The 20,887-nt window shown below is 72.0% G+C and carries 20 protein-coding genes; 16 read left to right on the plus strand and 4 right to left on the minus strand.

Annotated features, from left to right (window positions below; genetic code table 11):
• Nucleotides 1-100: 100 nt before the first annotated feature.
• Entirely contained in the window at nucleotides 101-1,309 is a 1,209-nt protein-coding gene (locus ACE3OU_RS00605) for an ABC transporter substrate-binding protein (protein ID WP_374239588.1), read from the plus strand.
• Nucleotides 1,306-3,474: an ATP-binding protein gene (locus ACE3OU_RS00610; RefSeq protein WP_374239589.1), complete on the plus strand. Its 2,169-nt coding sequence runs from the start codon at nucleotides 1,306-1,308 to the stop codon at nucleotides 3,472-3,474. Before ACE3OU_RS00605 ends, ACE3OU_RS00610 begins: the two co-directional genes overlap by 4 nt.
• Here the strand turns inward: ACE3OU_RS00610 and ACE3OU_RS00615 are convergent.
• Nucleotides 3,465-4,676, minus strand: coding sequence for an exo-beta-N-acetylmuramidase NamZ domain-containing protein (locus ACE3OU_RS00615; RefSeq protein ID WP_374239590.1), 1,212 nt, complete (start codon nucleotides 4,674-4,676; stop codon nucleotides 3,465-3,467). The two genes, ACE3OU_RS00610 and ACE3OU_RS00615, sit on opposite strands and share 10 nt — an antisense overlap.
• Complete coding sequence (locus tag ACE3OU_RS00620; RefSeq protein WP_374239591.1) at nucleotides 4,673-5,221, minus strand: DOMON-like domain-containing protein; 549 nt, start codon at nucleotides 5,219-5,221, stop codon at nucleotides 4,673-4,675. The genes ACE3OU_RS00615 and ACE3OU_RS00620 overlap by 4 nt, the downstream gene beginning before the upstream one ends.
• A gap of 75 nt (nucleotides 5,222-5,296) precedes the next feature.
• Between ACE3OU_RS00620 and ACE3OU_RS00625 the strand changes: the two genes are divergently transcribed.
• The 6 genes from ACE3OU_RS00625 (at nucleotide 5,297) to ACE3OU_RS00650 (ending at nucleotide 9,518) form a co-directional block, all read left to right on the plus strand.
• Nucleotides 5,297-5,743 carry a PACE efflux transporter gene (locus tag ACE3OU_RS00625; protein ID WP_374239592.1) on the plus strand — a complete coding sequence of 149 codons (447 nt, stop codon included), beginning with the start codon at nucleotides 5,297-5,299 and terminating at the stop codon, nucleotides 5,741-5,743.
• A 16-nt stretch (nucleotides 5,744-5,759) separates the two neighbouring features.
• Nucleotides 5,760-5,963: a heavy-metal-associated domain-containing protein gene (locus ACE3OU_RS00630; RefSeq protein ID WP_374239593.1), complete on the plus strand. Its 204-nt coding sequence runs from the start codon at nucleotides 5,760-5,762 to the stop codon at nucleotides 5,961-5,963.
• Between the two features lie 50 nt (nucleotides 5,964-6,013).
• On the plus strand, nucleotides 6,014-6,868 hold the full coding sequence (gene asd / locus ACE3OU_RS00635) for an archaetidylserine decarboxylase (RefSeq protein WP_374239594.1): 855 nt from the start codon (nucleotides 6,014-6,016) through the stop codon (nucleotides 6,866-6,868).
• A 65-nt stretch (nucleotides 6,869-6,933) separates the two neighbouring features.
• Complete coding sequence (locus ACE3OU_RS00640) at nucleotides 6,934-8,091, plus strand: MFS transporter (protein WP_374239595.1); 1,158 nt, start codon at nucleotides 6,934-6,936, stop codon at nucleotides 8,089-8,091.
• A gap of 19 nt (nucleotides 8,092-8,110) precedes the next feature.
• Entirely contained in the window at nucleotides 8,111-9,001 is an 891-nt protein-coding gene (locus ACE3OU_RS00645; RefSeq protein ID WP_374239596.1) for a radical SAM protein, read from the plus strand.
• A 76-nt stretch (nucleotides 9,002-9,077) separates the two neighbouring features.
• Nucleotides 9,078-9,518, plus strand: a complete 441-nt coding sequence (locus ACE3OU_RS00650; RefSeq protein WP_374239597.1) for a DUF29 domain-containing protein — start codon at nucleotides 9,078-9,080, stop codon at nucleotides 9,516-9,518.
• A gap of 89 nt (nucleotides 9,519-9,607) precedes the next feature.
• On the opposite strand, the gene ACE3OU_RS00655 is transcribed toward ACE3OU_RS00650, so the two are convergent.
• Entirely contained in the window at nucleotides 9,608-10,747 is a 1,140-nt protein-coding gene (locus tag ACE3OU_RS00655) for a J domain-containing protein (protein WP_374239598.1), read from the minus strand.
• A 465-nt stretch (nucleotides 10,748-11,212) separates the two neighbouring features.
• Here ACE3OU_RS00655 and ACE3OU_RS00660 point away from each other — a divergent pair, with 465 nt between their 5' ends.
• The 6 genes from ACE3OU_RS00660 to ACE3OU_RS00685 all read left to right on the plus strand — a co-directional run bounded on the left by ACE3OU_RS00660 (nucleotide 11,213) and on the right by ACE3OU_RS00685 (nucleotide 17,034).
• Complete coding sequence (locus tag ACE3OU_RS00660) at nucleotides 11,213-11,626, plus strand: secondary thiamine-phosphate synthase enzyme YjbQ (RefSeq protein ID WP_374239599.1); 414 nt, start codon at nucleotides 11,213-11,215, stop codon at nucleotides 11,624-11,626.
• Between the two features lie 126 nt (nucleotides 11,627-11,752).
• Nucleotides 11,753-13,687 carry an amidohydrolase gene (locus ACE3OU_RS00665; protein ID WP_374239600.1) on the plus strand — a complete coding sequence of 645 codons (1,935 nt, stop codon included), beginning with the start codon at nucleotides 11,753-11,755 and terminating at the stop codon, nucleotides 13,685-13,687.
• Between the two features lie 516 nt (nucleotides 13,688-14,203).
• The gene (locus ACE3OU_RS00670; protein WP_374239601.1) at nucleotides 14,204-15,487 is read left to right on the plus strand and encodes a TIGR03862 family flavoprotein; all 1,284 of its coding nucleotides are present in this window, start codon (nucleotides 14,204-14,206) and stop codon (nucleotides 15,485-15,487) included.
• Between the two features lie 60 nt (nucleotides 15,488-15,547).
• The gene (locus tag ACE3OU_RS00675; protein WP_374239602.1) at nucleotides 15,548-15,793 is read left to right on the plus strand and encodes a GlsB/YeaQ/YmgE family stress response membrane protein; all 246 of its coding nucleotides are present in this window, start codon (nucleotides 15,548-15,550) and stop codon (nucleotides 15,791-15,793) included.
• A 79-nt stretch (nucleotides 15,794-15,872) separates the two neighbouring features.
• Entirely contained in the window at nucleotides 15,873-16,481 is a 609-nt protein-coding gene (locus ACE3OU_RS00680; RefSeq protein ID WP_374239603.1) for a 2-hydroxychromene-2-carboxylate isomerase, read from the plus strand.
• A 55-nt stretch (nucleotides 16,482-16,536) separates the two neighbouring features.
• Nucleotides 16,537-17,034, plus strand: coding sequence for a hypothetical protein (locus ACE3OU_RS00685; protein WP_374239604.1), 498 nt, complete (start codon nucleotides 16,537-16,539; stop codon nucleotides 17,032-17,034).
• Between the two features lie 35 nt (nucleotides 17,035-17,069).
• On the opposite strand, the gene ACE3OU_RS00690 is transcribed toward ACE3OU_RS00685, so the two are convergent.
• On the minus strand, nucleotides 17,070-17,777 hold the full coding sequence (locus ACE3OU_RS00690; protein WP_374239605.1) for a hypothetical protein: 708 nt from the start codon (nucleotides 17,775-17,777) through the stop codon (nucleotides 17,070-17,072).
• 68 nt (nucleotides 17,778-17,845) lie between these two features.
• On the opposite strand from ACE3OU_RS00690, the gene ACE3OU_RS00695 reads away from it, so the two are divergent.
• Together ACE3OU_RS00695 and ACE3OU_RS00700 are read left to right on the plus strand one after the other, a co-directional pair.
• Complete coding sequence (locus ACE3OU_RS00695; RefSeq protein WP_374239606.1) at nucleotides 17,846-19,756, plus strand: ATP-binding cassette domain-containing protein; 1,911 nt, start codon at nucleotides 17,846-17,848, stop codon at nucleotides 19,754-19,756.
• 70 nt (nucleotides 19,757-19,826) lie between these two features.
• The gene (locus ACE3OU_RS00700; RefSeq protein ID WP_374239607.1) at nucleotides 19,827-20,882 is read left to right on the plus strand and encodes an SGNH/GDSL hydrolase family protein; all 1,056 of its coding nucleotides are present in this window, start codon (nucleotides 19,827-19,829) and stop codon (nucleotides 20,880-20,882) included.
• The last annotated feature ends 5 nt before the right edge of the window (nucleotides 20,883-20,887 follow it).

A 20,887-nucleotide genomic window follows, 5' to 3' on the forward strand; every position in this document is an offset into this window, starting at 1 on the left:
GGACAGCCTGCCGCATGCACCTGCCGCATGCACCTCCGACGCCGGCCGGCGCCTTACGGAGAGGTCGCGCCAGCGCGTCCCCCCCACCGGGAAGCCACCCATGAACGCATTCATCAGGAAGTGTGCGGGCCTCGCCCTCGCCGGCGCGGCCCTGTTCGGCAGCATCGCCCACGGGGCCGACAAGCCGCCGGTGCTCATCGGCCTCGACGCGGAATTCGGCCACAAGACCAGCACCTCGGCCCAGGCCATCCAGCGGGGCATGGAAATCGCCATCGACGAGATCAACCGCAAGGGCGGCGTGCTGGGCGGGCGCAAGCTCGAACTGGTCATCACCGACAACCGCTCGATCCCGGCGATGGGCGTCGACAACCTGCGCGAGCTGGCCAGGCGCCCCGACCTGGTGGCGGTGTTCGGCGGCAAGTTCACCCCGGTGGTGATGGAGTCGGTCCCCGTCGCCCACGAGCTGGGCATTCCGCTGATGGCGCCCTGGAGCTCCGCCGACGGAATCACCGACCACGACCGCAAGCCCAGCTACAGCTTCCGTCTGTCCCTCAAGGACGCCTGGGCCGCCACCGCCCTGCTCCGCTTCGCCCGGGAGGAGCGCAACGCCAGCCGGGTCGGCGTGATCCTGCCCAACACTGCCTGGGGGCGCAGCAACCAGGCCGCACTCGCCCGGGAAGCCGGCCGCGCCGGCATCACGGTGGTCGGGGAGCGCTGGTACAACTGGGGCGACAAATCCCTGATCGAGGTCTACCAGGAAGTCCGCAAGCTCGGCGCCCAGGCGGTGATCCTGGTCGCCAACGAAGGCGAGGGTGGCGTGCTGGTGCGCGAGGTCGCGGCCCTGCCCGACGCCGAGCGGCTGCCGCTGGTCAGCCACTGGGGCGTCACCGGCGGCGCCCTGGGCGCGCTGGCCGGCGACGCGCTGCAGAAGGTCGACCTCACCGTGGTGCAGACCTTCAGCTTCATCGGCGCCCGCTCGCCGACCGCCGAGCGGGTGATGGCGGCACTCGAGACCCGCTACGGCATCGACCGCCCCGAAAAGATCCGCAGCCCGGTGGGCGTTGCCCACGCCTACGACCTGACCCACATTCTGGCCCGCGCCATCGACAAGGCCGGCAGCGCCGACCGCCGCAAGATCCGCGACGCCCTCGAGAGGCTCGGCCCCTACGACGGCCTGGTGCGCCGCTACAATCCACCGTTCACGCCGGATCGCCATGACGCCCTGTCGGGGTCGGATGTCTTCATGGCGCGCTACATGCCCGACGACACCCTGATCCCGGTGCCGTGGCGGACCCGGAAGCCCCGGTGAGCAACCTCCTCCCGGCCCTGCCGCCCTCCCGCCCGAGCAGTCTGGCCAGGCGCTTCCAGCGCTACGCCTTCCAGATCGCGGCGGTGGTCATCCTGTTGCTGGGCACCGTCGTCTTCGTCGCCCAGACCCTGGTCACCCGGGAAAACCTGGAGACCAGCAATGTCGCCGCGCTGACCATCCTGTCCAGCGGCCTGCGCACCGAGCTCGCGCGGCAGGCCGACCAGCTCGGCGAACTGAGCGCGAGCTCGCTGGTGTGGACGGCGATCTCCGACACCGTGGGGCGGGAAGCCTACCTGCGCCCCTATCTGCGCACCCTCAACGCGAACCTCTTCAGCATGCGCGTGACCCTGCTCGACTACCGGGGCCGCTTCATCTCGGGGGCCGAACCGGAGGCCGGGCTGCTCGCCGAGCCCGCGCGCCAGGTGATCGCCCGGGTGCTCGCCGAGGGCAAGCCCGGGAGCCTCCTGCTCGACGGCGACAAGGCACGGCTGCTGCTGTTCTTCCCGGTGACCTTCCCGGTCACCGCCGACACGATAGGCGTGCTGGTCGGCAACATCCCCCTCAACGACACGCTGGCCGCCCGGGCCCGGGCCATGGACCTGGCGCTGGGCTTCGCGGTCACGTCGGGCACCCGGGCGCTGTTCGTGCACCCGCCAACGATCCGCAACCGCTTCGGCGCCCGCAGCGAGCGCATCGAGCACCCGCGCTTCAAGGATCTCTACCAGTTCGAGATCGCGCTGTTCAACACCCACTCCTACTGGAACGACCTGCTCAAGCTGTGGCTGCTGTATCTGGTGGTGGCCGCCCTCGTGCTGGGCGGGGTGTGGCGGCTCGCCGGGCTGGTGGCCACCTATTTCACGAATCGCCTCAAGCGGCTGATCCTGTCGGTCCGCACCCAGAGCACCCCGATCAGCGACGAAGGCCACGAGGACGAGATCGGCGAGCTGGCCCGGACGCTCGGGGAATCCCTCGCTGCCGAGCAGGCCCGGCAGGCCGAGCTGGCCCGCCAGATCGAGGCACGCACCCATGAGCTGGCCCTCAGCAAGGAGCTGCTGCGCAGCGCGATCGACACCACCGGCGAGGCCTTCGCGATCTTCGCGCCGGACGACCGCCTGATCTACTGCAACGCCGAGTACCGGGCCCTGCACCCCTCGGTGGCCGGGCTGCTGGAGCCCGGCGTGGCCTTCACGGCGCTCATCGACGCCCAGCGGGAGCAGGCCCTCCACGATGGCGCCCGCGCCGAGGACATCGAGCTGGCGCTGGGCGCGCGGCGCACGGCGCACCGGGACTCCGGCGCGGTGCTGCAGGCCATCGGCCAGCGCTGGATCCAGTTCATCGAGGCGCGCACGCCGTCCGGGCATTACGTGAGCTTCTGCATCGACCTCACCGAGCAGGTCGAGGCCCGCCACGTGGCCGAGGCGGCAACCCGGGTGAAGTCCGAGTTCGTCTCCAACATGAGCCACGAGATCCGCACCCCGCTCAACGGCATCATCGGCATGACCTACCTCGCCCTGCGGGCCGACCCGCCCCCCAAGGTGCGCAACTATCTCGAGAAGATCGAGTTCTCCAGCAAGCACCTGCTCGGCATCGTCAATGACATCCTTGACTTCTCGAAGCTCGAAGCCAACCGGATGCAGCTGGAGCACATGGAGTTCGAGCTCCAGCAGGTGCTCGGCAGCGTGCACGACATGATGGGCGCGCGGAAGGCCGGCAAGCCGCTGGAGCTGGTGGTGGACGTGGCCGCCGACGTGCCGCGCACGCTGGTCGGCGACCCGCTGCGGATCACCCAGGTGCTCCTCAACTACGTCGGCAACGCGATCAAGTTCACCGAACAGGGTGAGGTCGCCGTGCATGTGGGCGTCGCCGCCCGCGACGGGGACGATGTGCTGCTGCGTTTCGCGGTGAGCGACACCGGCATCGGGATCGAGCCGGCGCAGCGCCAGAAGCTCTTCGACAGCTTCGCCCAGGCCGACAGCTCGATCACCCGCAAGTACGGCGGCACCGGCCTGGGGCTGGTGATCTGCAAGCGCCTCGCCGAACTGATGGGCGGCGAGGTGGGCGTGGAAAGCGAACCGGGCGTGGGCTCCACCTTCTGGTTCACCGCCCGGCTGGGCCTGGCGGCCGAAGCCCAGGGCCAGCTCCCTTCGCCCCCGGCTCAGGGGTAGAGCAGATACGGCCGGCGCGCCTCTTCCCACGCCTTCTCGTCGGCCAGGGCCAGGGCGTCGAGGTCGCCGGGGCGGGAGGTGTCGTCGTCCACCCACTCGCGCAGGATCTCGGAGCCGTTGATGAGGTCGATGGCGAGGCGGTCGTGCTCGTATTCGTACGCAAAATCCCGCCACAGCAGGTAGTTGCGGTTGAGCCGGCGGATCGCCTTGAAGGCCAGCGCCTGCAGCCGCCACGGGCGGAAGGCCGCGTGGTCGTAGTGGGTCGGGTCTTCCACGTGGATCTGCACGCCGTTGCACAGCTTGCCGGCGTGCTTGTGGAAGGTGGGCTCGAACCAGCACTCGCGCAGCCGGCAGCCGGCCAGCCACTTGGGCGCGAAGGCCTGCATCTCGGCGATCACCCTGGGGGCGTCGATGTCGGGCGCGCCGAAGAGCTCCAGCGGCCGGGTGGTGCCGCGCCCCTCCGACAGGGTGGTGCCCTCCAGCATCACGGTGCCGGCGTAGGCCCGGGCCATCGACAGGTTGGGGGCGTTGGGGCTGGGGTTGATCCAGCTGCGCTCGCCGCTGGGCCAGCCGTAGCCCGGCGCCGCGTCGGGCGCCCAGCCCTCCATGGTGATCACCTGGCAGTCCACGTCGAGCTTGAGGGTGGCGACGAACCAGCGGGCCAGCTCGCCCATCGTCAGGCCGTGGCGCATCGGCAGCGGGCCGGCGCCGACGAAACTCTCCCAGCCCGGCTGCAGCAGCGTGCCCTCCACCGGCCGGCCGGCGGGGTTGGGGCGGTCGAGCACCCACACCGCCTTCTTGTGGCGGGCGGCGGCCTCGAGCACGTAGCGCAGCGTGGTGATGAAGGTGTAGATGCGGCAGCCCAGGTCCTGCAGATCGACGAGCAGCACGTCGAAGCGGTCCATCATCGTCGCGGTGGGCCGGCGCACCTCGCCGTACAGGCTGAACACCGGGATGCCGTGGCGCGGATCGAAGAAGTCGGGCGACTCGATCATGTTGTCCTGCTTGTCGCCGCGCAGGCCGTGCTGGGGGCCGAAGGCCGCGGTGACGTGGAGGTCGGGCAGGGCGATCAGGGCGTCGAGGGAATGGGTCAGGTCGCGGGTGACCGAGGCCGGGTGGGCCAGGAGGGCGACCCGCTTGCCGGCCAGCGGGCGGCGCAGTTCGGGGTCGGCGAGCAGGCGGTCGAGACCGAATCGGATCATGGCGTAGGCACTCTCAGGGCAAGGGCGAAGCCCTCGCGATGGTGGAAATCGGGCTGGCCGGCGGGATGGCGCAGGGACCAGTAGGAATGGCGGCCGTCGGCGGCCTCGACCACCGCGGTCAGGCCGATGCACAGCGCGCCGGCGGGCAGGTGGCGGGGCGCCAGGCACACCCGCAGCGCCAGCCATCCGTCGCCGCGGCGCACGTCGATGGGTGGGGCGGGCAGCGGCGGCGACTCGACGCGCAGGCGATGGCCGCAGAAATCGAAGTGCATCCACTGGCCGTTGGGCGAGAAGTTGAACTCCCGGTAGGCAGCGCTGCCCGGCGTGGCGACGAAGGCCTCGAAACAGGTGTGCGCCCACAGGCGCTCCGGCGGCAGCGACGTGGCGGCGTCGGGGATGCGCAGCGCGGCCAGGTCGGCGTCGAGGCGCCAGACCAGCGCCAGCCCGCCGTCGGGCAGCAACCGGGCACCCGCCGCGAGGGCGTGCACCGCAGGCTCGGGGGAACTCGGGTGGCAGACCAGGGCGAGATCGGCGGAGGCGGGCATCAATCGGGGCTCGGGGCAAATCGGATCAGGCCCGGCAGTTTAGCGGGCTTTGCGCTACGCGTTAAACTCCGGCCCATGTCCGCCGTGCCCAAACTCCGCAGTCTGCCCGACCGCATCCGCCAGGTCGCCCTCTTCGAGGCCGGCGGGCTGGTGCTGATCACCCCGCCCTTCGTCTGGCTGAGCGGCCAGCCCGCGCTGCCCGCCCTGGGCCTGCTGGCGGTGCTGGCGCTGATCGCCGCGGTCTGGAACGGGCTCTTCAACACCGCCTTCGACTGGTTCGAGGGCCGCCTCACCGGCCGCCCCGCCGACCGCCGCCCGTGGCGGCTGCGGGTCGTCCACGCCGCCCTGTTCGAGGGCGGCCTGCTGCTGCTCACGCTGCCGGTGATCGTGCTGTGGACCGGCCTCGGCTGGTGGCCCGCCCTGCTCGCCGACCTCGGTCTCGCCGCTGCCTACGTGGCCTACGCCTTCGCGTTCAACATCGCCTACGACCGGATCTTCCCGATCACCGCCCCCCAACCCTGACCCCCGGAGCCCTCCCATGCCCACCACCACCCTCGTCATCACCGGCATGCAGAACGAAGAGTGCCTGCGCACCGTCATGAACGCCATCCAGGACCTGCCCTGCATCGGCTACGTGGACGTCTCCCTCGCCACCGGCGAAGCCACCATCGAGCACACGCCGATGGTCTCGGAGGGCGACATCCGCGCGGCCATCGAGGACGCCGGCTTCCCGACTAAATAAGGGCGCGCGGCTATAATCCCTGCCCTTCGCCACCGCCGCCAGGATTCCCCGTGTCCGACCGCCTCAAAGTCACCGCCCAATACATCCTTCCCAAGCAGGCGCTCACCGTGCTGGCCGGCAAGCTGGCCGGCGCCCGGGCCGGCGGCCTGACGACGAGCGTGATCCGCTGGTTCGTCGGCCGCTACGGCGTGAACATGGCCGAGGCCGCCAACCCCGACATCGCCAGCTACCCCAGCTTCAACGAATTCTTCACCCGCCCCCTCAAGCCGGGCGCCCGCCCGCTGGCCCGCGCCGACTACGTCTGCCCCGTCGACGGCGCGATCAGCCAGTTCGGCCGCATCGAGCGCGACCAGATCTTCCAGGCCAAGGGCCACCGCTACTCCACCCACGCGCTGGTCGGCGGCGACCGCGACCTGGCGGTGCAGTTCCAGGACGGCGAGTTCGCCACCCTCTACCTCAGCCCGCGGGACTACCACCGCATCCACATGCCCTGCGACGGCCGGCTCACGCGGATGATCCACGTCCCCGGCGAGCTGTTCTCGGTGAACCCCGCCACCGCACGCGGCGTGCCCGGCCTGTTCGCCCGCAACGAGCGCGTGGTGTGCGTCTTCGAGAACGAGGACGGCCCCTTCGTGCTCACCCTGGTGGGCGCCACCATCGTCGGCAGCATGGCCACCGTGTGGCACGGGCAGGTCAATCCGCCGCGGCCGGGCAAGATCCGCGAATGGGACTACGCCCCCGGCAAGGTCACCCTCAGGAAGGGTGACGAGATGGGCCGCTTCCTGCTCGGCTCCACGGTGGTGATGCTGTTCCCCAAGCGGCGCCTCCGCTTCAACCCCGACTGGGCTCCGGCCCGGCCGATCCGGATGGGCGAGGCGATGGGCAGCCGGATCACCCCGGGCTGAGCCCCCCGCCGGGCCACCGCCCGGCCCTCCCCCCTGCAACGCGCCACCCTGCCCCCGGAGGCTCCATGCGCCCGCTGCCCGTGATCGTCGTCGCCCAGCTCTTCGGCACCTCGCTGTGGTTCTCGGCCAACGCCGCCGGGGCCGACCTGATGGCCGCCTGGGGCCTGCAGCCGGCCGACCTGGGGCGGCTCACCAACGCGGTGCAGCTCGGCTTCATCCTCGGCACCCTCGGCTTCTCCCTCAGCGGCCTCGCCGACCGCTTCGCCGCCAGCCGCATCTTCGCCGTCTGCGCGCTGCTCGGCGCCGCCGCCAACGCCGCCTTCGCGCTCCTCGCCGGCGGCATGGACAGCGCCCTCGCGCTGCGCTTCGCGGTCGGGCTGGCACTGGCCGGGGTCTACCCGCTGGGCATGAAGCTGGTCGTCAGCTGGGTGCCCACCCAGGCCGGCTCTGCGCTGGCCTGGCTGGTGGGCATGCTCACCCTCGGCACCGCGCTGCCCCACGGGGTGCGCTTCCTCGACCCCGGCTGGGGCTGGCAAGCCACGGTGCTGGTGTCATCGGGGCTGGCGCTGCTGGCCGCCGCCCTCATCGCCCGCCTCGGTGACGGCCCCCACCTGCAGCGCAAGGCCGGCACGCCACCGCTGCGCCTCGGCCGCGTGCTGATGACCTTCGCCGACCCGCGCTTCCGTGCCTCGGCCTGCGGCTACTTCGGCCACCAGTGGGAGCTGTACGCCTTCTGGACCCTCGTGCCGCTGCTGGTCGGGCAGGTGGCCGGCGGCAAGGTGTCGGGCCCGGCCTTCGCGGTGATCGCCATCGGCGCTATCGGCTGCGTGGCCGGCGGCTTCGCCAGCCGGCGCTTCGGCAGCGCCCGGGTCGCCGCGCTGGCGCTGGCCACCTCGGCCGCCTGCTGCGCGGTCTATCCGCTGCTGGCCGGCAGTGCGGAGTGGCTGCTCGGCGCGCTGATGCTGGTGTGGGGCGCCAGCGTGGTGGCCGACTCGCCCCACTTCTCGGCCATGTCGGCCAAGGCCTGCCCGCCGGAGATCGTCGGCAGCGCGCTGGCCTTCCAGAACGCCATCGGCTTCGCCATCACGATGGCCTCGATCGCCCTCGCCACCCGCCTGTGGCCCACGCTGCACGAACAGGTGGCCTGGCTGCTGCTGCCCGGTCCGCTGCTCGGCCTCGCCGCCCTGTGGCCGCTGTGGAAGCCGGGCGCCCAGATCCGTTGAAACACCCACCGACACGCCCATGATCCCGATCCGCTACGTCGAGCCCGTCTACCGCCCGCCCTCCGAGGCGCAATCGCTGATCCTGCCCGTCACCGACGGCTGCTCGTGGAACCGCTGCACCTTCTGCGAGATGTACACCGCCCCGCAGAAAGCCTTCCGCGCCCGCGGCGAGGACGAGGTGCTCGACAGCATCCGCCGCACCGGCGCCCTTTACGGCAGCCAGGTCCGCCGGGTCTTCCTGGCCGACGGCGACGCGCTGGTGCTGCCGACGCGGCGCCTGCTCGCCATCCTGGAGGCGATCCGCGCACACATGCCGTCGGTGCATCGGGTGTCGAGCTACTGCCTGGCCCGCAACCTCAAGAAGAAGAGCGTCGCCGAACTCATCCAGCTACGCGAGGCCGGCCTGGCGATGGCCTACCTGGGCGCCGAATCCGGCGACGACGAGGTGCTCGCCAAGGTGAGCAAGGGCGAAACCTTCGAGACCACCCGCGACGCCCTCGACAAGCTCGGCGCGGCCGGCATCACCCGCTCGGTGATGATCCTCAACGGCCTCGGCGGCCAGCAGCTCAGCGCCCAGCACGCCGACCACTCCGCCCGCCTCGCCAACGCCACCCAGCCCGAATATTTGTCGACGCTGGTGGTCAGCTTCCCCCACGGCGAGGCGCGCTTCCGCGCCGGCTTCCCCGAGTGGGAGCCCCTCGACCAGCACGGGCTGTTCGTCGAGATGGAGCGCTTTTTGTCGCAGCTGGAACTCACCCGCACCGTGTTCAGATCGGATCACGCCAGCAACATCCTGGTCCTGAAGGGCACCCTCGGCGCCGACAAGGCGCGACTGCTGGAACAGGTGCGCCAGGCCATCGCCACGCCCGAGGCCGCCCGGCTCCGGCCGGAGTGGGCGCGGGGGCTGTAGCGGGCGGCCCGGATGGCCCACAGCCGGGTCTGTCACCGATGCTATCCTTACAGGGCTTGAAACAAGGAGTCCGGCCATGAACGCTTACGACAAAGACATCAACGCCTGGGCCCAGGAACAGGCTCGGCTGTTGCGTGCCGGGCGCTTCGAGATGCTCGACATCGAACACATCGCCGGGGAGATCGAAGACGTGGGCAAGAGCGAACAACGCGAACTCGCGAGCCGCATGGCCGTCCTGCTGGCGCACCTGCTGAAGTGGCAATACCAGCCCGAACGCCGCGGCGCGAGCTGGGAGAAGACCATCAAGGCCCAGCGCAAGGAGATCGCCTACGCCCTCGACGAATCGCCGAGCCTCGCGCCCAAGCTGCAGGAGCCCCGCTGGCTCGACATGGTGTGGGCGCGGGCGGTGGCCCAGGCCGTCGGCGAGACCGGGCTGGACTGCTTCCCGGAAGAATGCCCGTGGGCGATAGCTGACGAAGTGCTGGCCCAAAGCTGGCTGCCTGCGGCCTCGCGGTAAGCGAACGCCCAAGGAAACGCCGGCCTGCCCCAAGTTTCCTTTGGCCCCCTCGGGGGGGAAGGCTGGGCGCAGCCCAACCCCGGAGACGCTCAGAACGGAAACCCGCTCCACGCCTCCTGCCGGCGGGCGGGACGGATGCCCTTCAACCACGCCTTCAGGGCCTTGAGGTCGGCGCTGATCGCCAGTTCGCCCTCCAGGCGGCGGATCTCACCGTCCAGCGTGGCCACGTCGGCCTCCACGCACTGCAGGAGCAGCTTGGGCGTCATCCGCCCGCGCAGGTGCAGCTGCTGGCGCAGGCCGTGCTCGATGCCGAAAATCTCCATCTCCAGATCCTGCAGCTGGGCGCGCAGGATCTGGTGGTAGCGCTTCAGCCGCTGCGGTGCCAGCCCGGCCAGGTGGGCGCTGTCGATCTGCTCGATCTCGATCTGCAGCTCCAGCAGCTGCAACAGGTTGTTGGCCTGGTAGGCCTCGTTCACCCGCTGCATCAGCGCCGTCTTGCGCTGCCGCTCGGCCGGGTCGGGCTCCCGGTCAGGGTGAAGCGCGCTCGCCAGCTTGCGGTACACCTCGCGCACCGTCTGGCTCATCGCCTTCTCGTCGGCGGCCAGGCGCGCCTCGCGGGCCTGCTGGTGGCCCGACGGGCGGCGGGGCGGCGCGTCGAAGGGCGCATCGTCGCCGTCCTCGCCGGCGGACCCGGCCCGGGCACGCACCTGGGCCTCCACGTGGGCCGCCACCGCCTCGGGCGAGCGCATGTCCACGTCGTCGCCCAGCTCGACCCCGAAGAGCCCCGCCAGCATGGCCTTGAGGTCGGCGTCGGCGGCCTCCTCCTCGGCGTCGTAATCGGTCTCGCCGTGCTGGTTGTAGAGGGCCTTCATCTCCGCGTCGTCGCGGGCCTCCAGCACGCTGGCCGCCAGCTCGACGATCAGCAGCGACAGCTTGCGCCGCTCGGCCGCGGTCACCCCCTTCTGGCCGTGGGCCGCGTGCAGCGCCTGGGCCAGCCCGACCTGCAGGTCGGCCTGGCGCGCCTCGCGGGGCTCCAGCTCGCCCGCACAACGGCGGCGGAACACCTCGAGCGCCTCACGCCACCCGGCCAGCTTCCTGCGCGCCTTGTCGAGCTTGGCAAGCAGATTGTTGAAGGCCTTCTGCTCCTTGCTGAGGGGCGCCTCGCTGGCGGTGAGGACCAGGCCGGTGATGGCCGGAGCGGAATCGTCGGGGAAGAGAGAATGCGTCATCGCGATGGGATAAGAGCCACGGGGCGGATGGGGCCAGGCCACCGCGGCGCGGCGAATGGAAGGCCCTTGAGAATCGGCCGCGTATTTTAGCGCAAGCGCGCCGCGGCCTCACGGGCGCGCGGTATTTGCTCGATGACGCGGGCGGTTGCCAGCATCACCCCATCCACATGGCGGCCCAGGCGTTTCTGGCGTCCATCAGCAAGGCTCCGAGCGCGAAAATTCTGACAGGCGCGGACTGGCCGGGCGCCGGCTCGACAAGCAGATCCCCATCGCTGTCGGGCCCCGCGTCGCCCCGAACACCTTGATCGAACGCAGGCCATGGCGGCGGGCCAGGGCGAGCTTCGGGACGATGGGCTTACATGACGCCATGCATAGCGGCGGAAAAAGGATGGGGCTCGGCTTCATTCTTACCGGCGCGCAGGGCGGGCGCAGCATAATCACCCCCCCATTCCGAGCACCGCCCCCATGCCCCACCAGACCCTCCTCACCTTCACCACCCGCCCCCGCGCCACCCTCGACATCACCGCCGACGTGGCCGCCGCGGTGCGCGCCGCGGGCCTGCGCTGCGGGCTGGCCCATGTCTTCGTGCAGCACACCAGCTGCTCGCTGCTGATCACCGAGAACGCCGACCCGGACGTGCGGCGGGATCTGGAGACGGTCTTCGCCCGCCTCGCGCCGGACGGCGACCCGGCCTACCGGCACGACCTGGAGGGCGACGACGACATGGCGGCCCACGCCCGCAGCGTGCTGTCGGGCCCCGGCCTGACGATCCCGGTGGGCGACGGGCGCCTGCTGCTGGGCACCTGGCAGGGGATCTTCCTGTGGGAGCACCGCGCGGCGAGCCACGCGCGGCGGGTGGTGGTGACGGTGCTGGGCTGAGCCCGCCCGTTCCACCCCCGCCCCCAAGCCGATCACGGCCGCCGGGGCCCACCGATGCTATGCTCGCCGGGTCCGCCGCCGGAGCCGCCGCCCCGGCGGCCCTGCCGCTTTCCGGAGCCCGGTTCCATGAAACACGAATTCACCCTGCGCACCCTCGGTGCCGCCATCGGCCTGGCGCTGGCTGCGCCGGCCCTGTTCGCCCAGACGCCCACCGCGGCGCCCAAGCCCGTCACCGCCCCGCCGGCTGCCGCGAAGCCTGCGCCCGCGCCCGTCACCACCCCCGCCGTGGCCCCGGCCAAGCCGGCCACGACGCCGGCGGCCCCAGCCACCGGCGCCACACCGGCCACCGGTACCGCCCCCACCGGGTCGGCCGCGCCCGCCGACCCCAACGCCCCGCCGCCGGCACCGCCCCCGCCGCCGTTGTCCGACATCATCTTCACCAACGGCGACGTGGTGACCCTCGACGACAAGCGCCCGGCGGCCCAGGCGGTGGCGATCAAGGGCACCAGGATCGTCGCGGTGGGCAAGGCCAAGGACATCCTGGCGCGCTGGAAGAGCGAGGGCACCGAGGTGGTGGACCTGGCCGGCAAGACCCTGGTGCCGGGCTTCGTCGATGCCTGGGGCCAGCTGTCGCGGCTGGGGCTGTACTCGGTGGCGGCGCCGCTGCAGCCGCCGCCCGGCGGCAGCGTGAGCGACATCAACGGCCTCGTCCGCACGCTGCGCGACTGGAGCCGCGGCGACCTGGCCCAGCGCTTCGGCTGGATCATCGGCTACGGCTACGACGACAGCCGCCTGCGCGAGCAGCGCCCGCTCACCCGGCAGGACCTCGACGCCGTGTCGGCCGACAAGCCGGTGCTGGTGATCCACCATTCGGGCCGCCAGGTGGTGCTCAACGGCAAGGCGCTGGAGCTGGCCGGGATCACCCGCGACAGCGCCAACCCGCCCGCCGGCAGCATCGGCCGCTGGCCCGGCTCCAAGGAGCCCGACGGCGTGCTCGACGGTGCCGCGGCGGCGGCCCTGCTGGGCGCGCTGCCCAGGCTGTCGGCCGACGACCGCCAGGCCCTGATCCAGCAGGGCCAGACCCTCTACCTGCAGAACGGCTACACCACCGCCGTCGAAGGCCGCGCCACCCCCGACGACCTGGCCCTGTACACCCAGGCCGCCGACACCGGCGCCCTCAAGCTCGACGTGATGATCTACGCCGACCTGGCCTCCGCCGGCCCGGTCCTCAAGGGCCACAAGAGCGTCGGCCCCAAGTACTACAAGAACCGCCTGCGCCTCGCGGGCGTCTCGCTGGCCCTCGACGGCGTCGCCGAGGACCGCAGCGCCTGGATGAGCCAGCCCTACCAGCTGCCGCCGCCGGGCAAGCGCAGCGCCTACTCGGGCTACGCCTGGGCCAGCGACGAGGCGGCCACCGACCTCATCACCCGCGCCTACGCCGGCGGCTGGCAGGTGGCGGTACAGGCCAACGGCGACGCGGCGATCGACCAGGCCATCGCCGGCCTGCGCGCTGCCGCAACCAAGCAACCCGGCAAGGGGCGCCAGCCGCTGCTGGTGGGCGCCCAGGCCCTGCGCGACGACCAGCTCGACGGGCTGAAGGAGGCCGGCGCGGCGGTCAGCTTCGCGCCCCAGCGCCTGGCCCTGTCGCTGGCTGCGCTGAAGGACTACACCCTCGGCCCCGAGCGCAGCGCCCGCTTCGCCCCGGCGGGCAGCGCCCTCGCCCGCGGCCTGCCGGTGCTGCTCCACGCCGACCCGGCCCGCCTCGACCCCTCGCCCTTCGCGGTGATGGCCGCGGCGGCGAAGCGCCCGCTGGGCGAAGAGCAGCAGCTCGCCCCCCTCGACGCCCTCAAGGCCGTCACCCTGCAGCCGGCCCGCCAGCTGGGCGAGGAGAAGGTGAAGGGCAGCATCGCCGCCGGCAAGCTGGCCGACTTCGCGGTGCTCTCCGCCAACCCCCTCAAGACCCCCGCCGACAAGCTCGGCGAGATCCGCGTGGTGGGCACCGTGAAGGAAGGCGTCACGGTGTTCAGCAGCAACGAGGGCGGCGTGCCGATCACCCGCTAAGGGCAGGCTGCGCTGCGCCACCGGCCCTCCGGGCACCGGACTCGGCGCACGAAGCCCGGCCGCCATCGCCCGGAGCAGCAATCGCGCGCCTGAAGGATGCGAGATTGCTGCTTTTTCAGTCGATGGACCACACCGGGAACCCCGACCTCGGCCCTCCGGGCTCCGGCATCCCGGCTCGACGCTCCGATCGCGCACCAACAAGATGCGCCATCGCTGCTTTTTTGATCGACGGACCACCTCGCGAGCCCCGACCCCGGACCTCCGGGCTCCGGCACCTCAGCTCGACGCTCCGAGCCCGCGTCCAAGAGATGCGTGCTCGGCCCTTTTCAGCTCGCGATCTCCGCCTCGCGGGTCGGGGCTGGCCCGCCAGGGCACGCCCACAGCCCCGCCTGCAACGCGATCGCGCCACGCCACGCTCGCCCGACCGGCCCTGACGGCCCCCCCCCCACGATTGCCCCCACCCTCCCCGGGACGAAGCCCTACAATCGCGCCTGCTTCCAACCCGCCCTGCGCCCCATGTCCGACTCCGCCTCCTCGCCCTTCCACGTCGCCATCGTCGGCGGCGGCCCCGCCGGCCTGATGGCCGCCGAAACCCTGGCCGCGGCCGGGCTGCGGGTGGATGTCTTCGACGCGATGCCCTCGGTGGGCCGCAAGTTCCTGCTGGCCGGCCGGGGCGGGCTCAACATCACCCACTCGGAGCCTTTAGCGGCCTTCGCCGGGCGCTACGGCGATCGCCGCCCGCAGATCGAGCCGATGCTCGCGGCCTTCGGGCCCGACGCGCTGCGGGCCTGGGTCGAAGGGCTGGGGGTGAGCACCTTCGTCGGCAGCTCGGGGCGCGTCTTCCCGGCCGAGATGAAGGCCGCGCCGCTGCTGCGCGCCTGGCTGGTCCGCCTGCGCGAGGCCGGCGTGCATTTCCACCCCCGCCACCGCTGGACCGGCTGGGCCGCCGACGGCAGCCTGCAATTCACCACGCCAGCCGGCCCGATCACCCACCGGGCCGACGCCACCCTGCTGGCCCTGGGCGGCGGCAGCTGGGCCAAGCTCGGCTCGGACGGCGCCTGGGTGCCGCTGCTCACCGCCGCGGGCCTGGCCGTGGCGCCCCTGCAGCCCGCCAACTGCGGCTTCGTGGTGGCCTCCCCGCGGGGCGAGGCGCCCACCGGCTGGAGCCAGCACCTGGCCAGCCGCTTCGCCGGCCAGCCCCTCAAGTCGATCACCCTGCGCCTCGCCGACGACAGCGCGCCGGCACGCCCCGGCGAGGCGATGCTCAGCGCCGACGGCCTCGAGGGCAGCCTGGTGTATGCGCTGTCGGCGACCATCCGCGAGCGCATCGCCCGCGACGGGCACGCCACGCTGCGGGTCGACCTCGCCCCCGGGCGCAGCCTGGAGCGGGTGCAGGCCGAGGTCGCCCACCCCCGCGGCGCCCGCTCGCTGGCCAGCCACCTGCAGAGCCGGGTCGGCATCGCCGGGGTCAAGATGGCCCTGCTGCGGGAATGCCTCGATGCCGCCGCGCTGGCCGACCCGGCCCGCCTCGCCGCGGCGATCAAGGCCCTGTCCGTCACCCTCGTCGCGCCGCGGCCCATCGACGAGGCCATCAGCACCGCCGGCGGCCTGCGCTTCGAGGAACTCGACGAACACCTGATGGTGCGCAGCCACCCCGGCCTGTTCTGCGCCGGCGAGATGCTCGACTGGGAGGCCCCCACCGGCGGCTACCTGCTCACCGCCTGCTTCGCCAGCGGCCGGTGGGCCGCCCAGGGGGTGCTGGCGTGGCGGGCGGGCTGCGGGCGGGAAGACACTTATTAACACGCTGCCCCCGGCGCGACGGCTACAGTGAAGCCTTGTCTTCCACCGCAGGAGCGCATCATGGGCATCGTCTCGACCATCGTCATCGGCTTGCTGGTGGGCCTCGTCGCCCGTTTCGTCAAACCCGGCGACGACTCGATGGGCTGGATCAAGACCATCCTCTTCGGCATTGGCGGCTCGCTGGCGGCCACCTATGGCGGCCAGGCAATCGGGCTGTATCAGGCCGGCCAGGGCGCCGGTTTCATCGGCTCGGTGGTGGGCGCGGTGATCCTGCTGGTGCTGGCCGGCAAGCTCGGCGGCAAGTAAGCGGCTTCGCGCCCGGGTCGGCCAGCGAACGCCGCCCGCGGTGCTAGACTGAAACGTCTCCACCGCAAGGGAGCCCGCGATGAACAAGACGCTGGAGTTCTGGTTCGAGTTCGCCAGCTCGTACTCCTACCTGTCGGTCATGCGCATCGGGCCGCTGGCCCGCGACGCCGGGGTCGAGGTGCGGTGGCGCCCGTTCCTGCTCGGCCCGGTGTTCCTGTCCCTCGGCTGGAACGACTCGCCCTTCAACATCTACCCGCCCAAGGGCCGCTACATGTGGCGCGACCTGGCGCGGCTGGCCCAGGGCTACGGCCTGCCCTTCCGGATGCCGTCGCGCTTTCCGCGCAGCGGCCTGCTCGCCGCGCGGGTGGCGCTGCTCGGCGCAGGCGAGCCGTGGATCGGCGACTTTGCCCGCGGCGTGATGCGCGCCAACTTCGCCGACGACCAGGACATCGCCGACCCCGGAGTGATCCGCGGCCTCCTCGACGGCCTCGGGCTGCCCGCCGACGCGCTCATCAGCCAGGCCGGCCAGGCCGACACCAAGCTCGCGCTGCAGCGCCAGACCGCCGAGGCCGGCGAGCTGGGCATCTTCGGCGCGCCGAGCTTCATCACCCCGGACGGCGAGCTGTTCTGGGGCAACGACCGGCTGGAAGACGCGCTGGCCTGGGCCGCGAACCCGCCCGCCGCCTGAGCGCCGGCCGCCGATGGGATAGAATCGCACCCCGCCCATCGCCCGCCAGCCCGCCATGAACGCCGACGACGCCTTCGACACCGACCCCGCCGCCCGCATCACCGAAGACCGCCTGTGGCGCGACGACGGCTGGACGGCCCGCGTGATCAAAAATGAAGAGGACGACGGCTGGGCGGTGGCGATGCTGAAGGACGGCGAGTCCGAACCCGCCCTGGTCGGCCCATGGACGATGGGCCGCGACAAGAAGAACCCCAAGCCCCTCGACGCGGCGGCCTTCAACACCCTGGTCAAGACCGCCTCGGAGGTGCTGCGCCGGCACGAGCAGCAGCTCCACGCCACGCTCCACAAGCGCGTCACCGTGAGCACCGACGGCGGCCGCATCGAGGTGCGCCTCGACATCGTGCCCGACGAATACGAGCCCTACGCCCACCTCAGCGCCTTCGACGAGTTCGGCGACGAACTCGCCCGCGTCCGCGTGCGCCCCGACTTCAAGCTCAACGCCGCCAGCGCCGGGGCGTGGGTGGACGCCGGCTACCCGCGCCCGGGGAACTGAGCCAGCCCGGGCCCGGCGTCAGCCCGACGGCCGGCTCACTTGCCCGGCAGCAGCGCGTCGGTGGCCGGCGGAGCGCCGGCGGCGTTCTTGCGTTCCTTCTCGGCCTTCTTCTCGGCGGCCTTGCGGGCGCGCTCCTCGTAGTCGGCCTTGTCGCTCCGGGCCTGCTCGGCGCGCTGGGCCGCGGCGGCGGCCTCCTCGGCGCGGCGACGGGCCTGGTCGGCCTCGCGGCGGTGGCGCGCCTCGGCCTCCTGCATGCCGCGGGTCTTGGCGTCCTGTTCGAGCTTGGTGCGCTCGGCGTTCTTCTCGGAAAACTCGCGCAGGCGGGCCTCGCTCTCGGCGCGGTTCTTGGCCTCCTGCTCGGCGCGCTCGACGGCCTTCCGGGGCGCGCTGGCCTCCTGTTCGGCCATCCGCTCGGCGAAGCGGCGGTTCTTGTCGGCCAGCTCGATCGCGTCGGCCTCGGTGTCGAGGGCGCGGGCGCGGCGGACCGCCTCGACCCGCCGGGCGCGCGCCTGGTCGATGCAGCGATTGACCAGAAAACGCTGGTAGCAGGCGATCTCCTCGTCGGAGAAGCGCAGGGTCGCCTCGTCGCGGATCGCCGAGGCCTCGGAATGCAGCTTCGCGGCGCGGGCCAGCTCGGCCTCCGGGTCGACAGCGGGGGCATCGGCCGCCCGCAGCGGGCCGCCGGACAGCGCGAAGATCAGGGTGGCGAGGCAGGAGAGCGGAAAGAGACGGCTTCGGCGCATGGCACGGCAGGGCTTGCAGGAATGGAACCGCTTACAATACCGGATTTCCTGCCCGCTTTCCTGCCGCCGTGATCCAGTTCCGCAACCTCCGCCTCGCCCGTGGCGTCAAGACCCTCATCGAAGGCGCCAGCCTGCAGATCCACCCCGGCTGGAAGGTCGGCCTCACCGGCGCCAACGGCTGCGGCAAGTCGAGCCTGTTCGGCCTCCTGCGCGGCGAGCTGCACCAGGACGCCGGCGACCTGGAGATGCCCGCCGCGTGGGTGATCGCCCACGTGGCCCAGGAAACCCCGGCCCTGCCCCGCCCGGCCATCGAATACGTGCTCGACGGCGACGCCGAGCTGCGCCGCGTCGAAGCCGCCCTCACCGCCGCCGAGGCCGCCCACGACGGCGAGGAGATCGGCCACCTCCACGGCCGCCTGCAGGAGATCGGCGGCTACGCGGCCCGCGCCCGCGCCGCCGCGCTGATGGACGGCCTGGGCTTCACGGTTGCCGACCTGGAGCGCCCGGTGGCGGATTTCTCGGGCGGCTGGCGGATGCGCCTCAACCTGGCCCAGGCGCTGATGTGCCGCTCCGACCTGCTGCTGCTCGACGAGCCCACCAACCACCTCGACCTCGACGCGGTGATCTGGCTCGAGCAATGGCTGGGCGACTACCGCGGCACCCTGGTGCTGATCTCCCACGACCGCGACTTCCTGGACGCGGTGGTCAACCAGATCGCCCACATCGAGAACCAGCGCCTCACCCTCTACGCGGGCGGCTATTCCGACTTCGAGCGCCAGCGCGCCGAGCGCCTGTCCCAGCAGCAGGCGCTGTTCGAGAAGCAGCAGCGGGAACGCGCCCACCTGCAAAAATACGTCGACCGCTTCCGCGCCAAGGCCACCAAGGCCCGCCAGGCCCAGAGCCGCATCAAGGCCCTGGAGCGGATGGAGGTGATCGCCGCGGCCCACATCGACAACCCGTTCAGCTTCAGCTTCCGCGAATGCGGCGCCGCCCCCGACCCGCTGCTGCAGCTCGAGGACGCCGCCGCCGGCTACCCGGGCAAGCCGATCCTGGCGGGCATGAAGCTCACCATCCGCCCCGGCGAGCGCATCGGCCTCCTGGGCCGCAACGGCGCCGGCAAGTCCACGCTGATCAAGCTGCTCGCCGGCAGCCTGGCGCCCAGCGCCGGCCAGCGCCGCGAGGGCAAGGGCCTGCAGCTCGGCTACTTCGCCCAGCACGCCCTCGAGAGCCTGCGCCCCGACGAATCCGCGCTGCAGCACATGCTGCGCCTCGACCCGCAGACCCGCGAGCAGGAGCTGCGCAACTATCTGGGCGGCTTCGACTTCAACGGCGACATGGCCACCTGCCCGGTGGCGCCCTTCTCGGGCGGCGAGAAGTCCCGCCTCGCGCTGGCCCTGCTGATCTGGGGCAAGCCCAACCTGCTGCTCCTCGACGAGCCCACCAACCACCTCGACCTCGAGATGCGCCACGCCCTCACCCTGGCGCTGCAGGACTACGAGGGCGGCATGGTGATCGTCTCCCACGACCGCGCCCTGCTGCGCGCCACCTGCGACCGCTTCCTGCTGGTGGACGACGGGCGTCTGCAGCCCTTCGACGGCGACCTGGACGACTATAAAACCTGGCTCGCCCAGCGCCGCGCCTCGGATGCCGCCGCCGCCCAGTGCCCCGACCGCGCCGCCGACAAGGCCAGCCGCAAGGCCGGGCGCGAGGCCGCCGCCGCCGACCGCCAGGCCCGCCTGGCCGCCCGCCGCCCGCTGCAAAAAGAGCTCGACCAGCTCGACAAGAAGCTCGGCCCCTGGAACGCCGAAAAGGCCCAGCTCGACGAGCGCCTCGCCGACCCGGCCCTGTACACCGGCCCCGACGCCGGCGAGGTGCCGAAACTCCTCAAGCGCCAGGCCGAGCTCAGCGAGAAGATCGACGAGGCCGAGCTGCGCTGGCTGGAGCTCCACGAGGCGCTGGAGGCGATCCCCGCCGACTGAAGCCCCGGGCGGCCGCAACAACCCGTATCGGGTATCCTCCACACATTTCAACACCAGGAGGATACCCGCAATGACGGCCACGTTCACAAAGGCCCTGCGCCGCCTCGCCCTCGCCGCCGGCCTTGCCCTGCCCGCCATCGCCTCCGCCGGCTACTCGCAGCTCTACGTCCTGGGCGACAGCCTGTCGGACGTGGGCAACGTGGGCGCCACCCAGGCCGCCCTGGTCGCCGCCAACGGTGGCCAGCCGCTGCCCATCCTCGGCCTCGCTGACCCGAACACCCCGTCCCCCTACGCCCCCAACCGGGCGTCCAACGGGCCCCTGTGGGTGGACGTGCTGGCCGGCGCCTTCGGCTTCACCTCGACCGCCTCCCTCTACGGCGGCACCAACTACGCCTTCGGCGGCGCCCGCACCGACAACCAGCTCTACAACCCGCTCTACCCCGAGTTCAAGGGCCTGCTCCAGCAGCGCGACGCCCTGCTCGCCGACCACCCGACCCTCGACCCCGACGCCCTCTACGTGGTGTGGGGTGGCGCCAACAACCTGCAGGACATCCTCACCGGCCGCCCCCGCGCCGACGGCACCCCGCAGAGCATCGGCCAGACCCTGGCCGACCTGGGCCTGATCGTCGACAGCCTGGCCGCCGCCGGCGCCCGGCACTTCCTGATGCCCAACGCCCCCGACATCGGCCTCGTCCCGCGCCTGATCGAACGGGGCCCCTACGCCGCCGCCTTCGGCAGCCAGCTCACCGGCTTCTTCAACACCGGGCTCGCCGGCCTCATCGACAGCCGCCGCGCGGCCGGGCTCGACATCCTGACCTTCGACGCCGCCGGCTTCCTCGCCGAAGTCGTCGCCGAGCCGGCCCGCTTTGGCCTCACCAACGTCAGCGAGCGCTGCTACACCGGCGACGACATCACCTTCAACGGCAGCGGGAGCGTCTGCGCCACCCCCGAGAGCTACCTCTTCTGGGACGGCATCCACCCCACCGCCACCGGCCACGCCCTGCTCGCCGGGGCCATGCTGCGCGAGGTGCCCGAACCCGCCACCCTCGGCCTGCTGGCCCTCGGGCTGGGCGCAGCTTGCACTTCGCGACGCATTCGGCAAAAGCCCGGCCGGTCTCTTTGCTAAAATCG

Origin of the sequence: Zoogloea sp. (assembly GCF_041908905.1) — a bacterium.
Lineage (GTDB): Bacteria > Pseudomonadota > Gammaproteobacteria > Burkholderiales > Rhodocyclaceae > Zoogloea.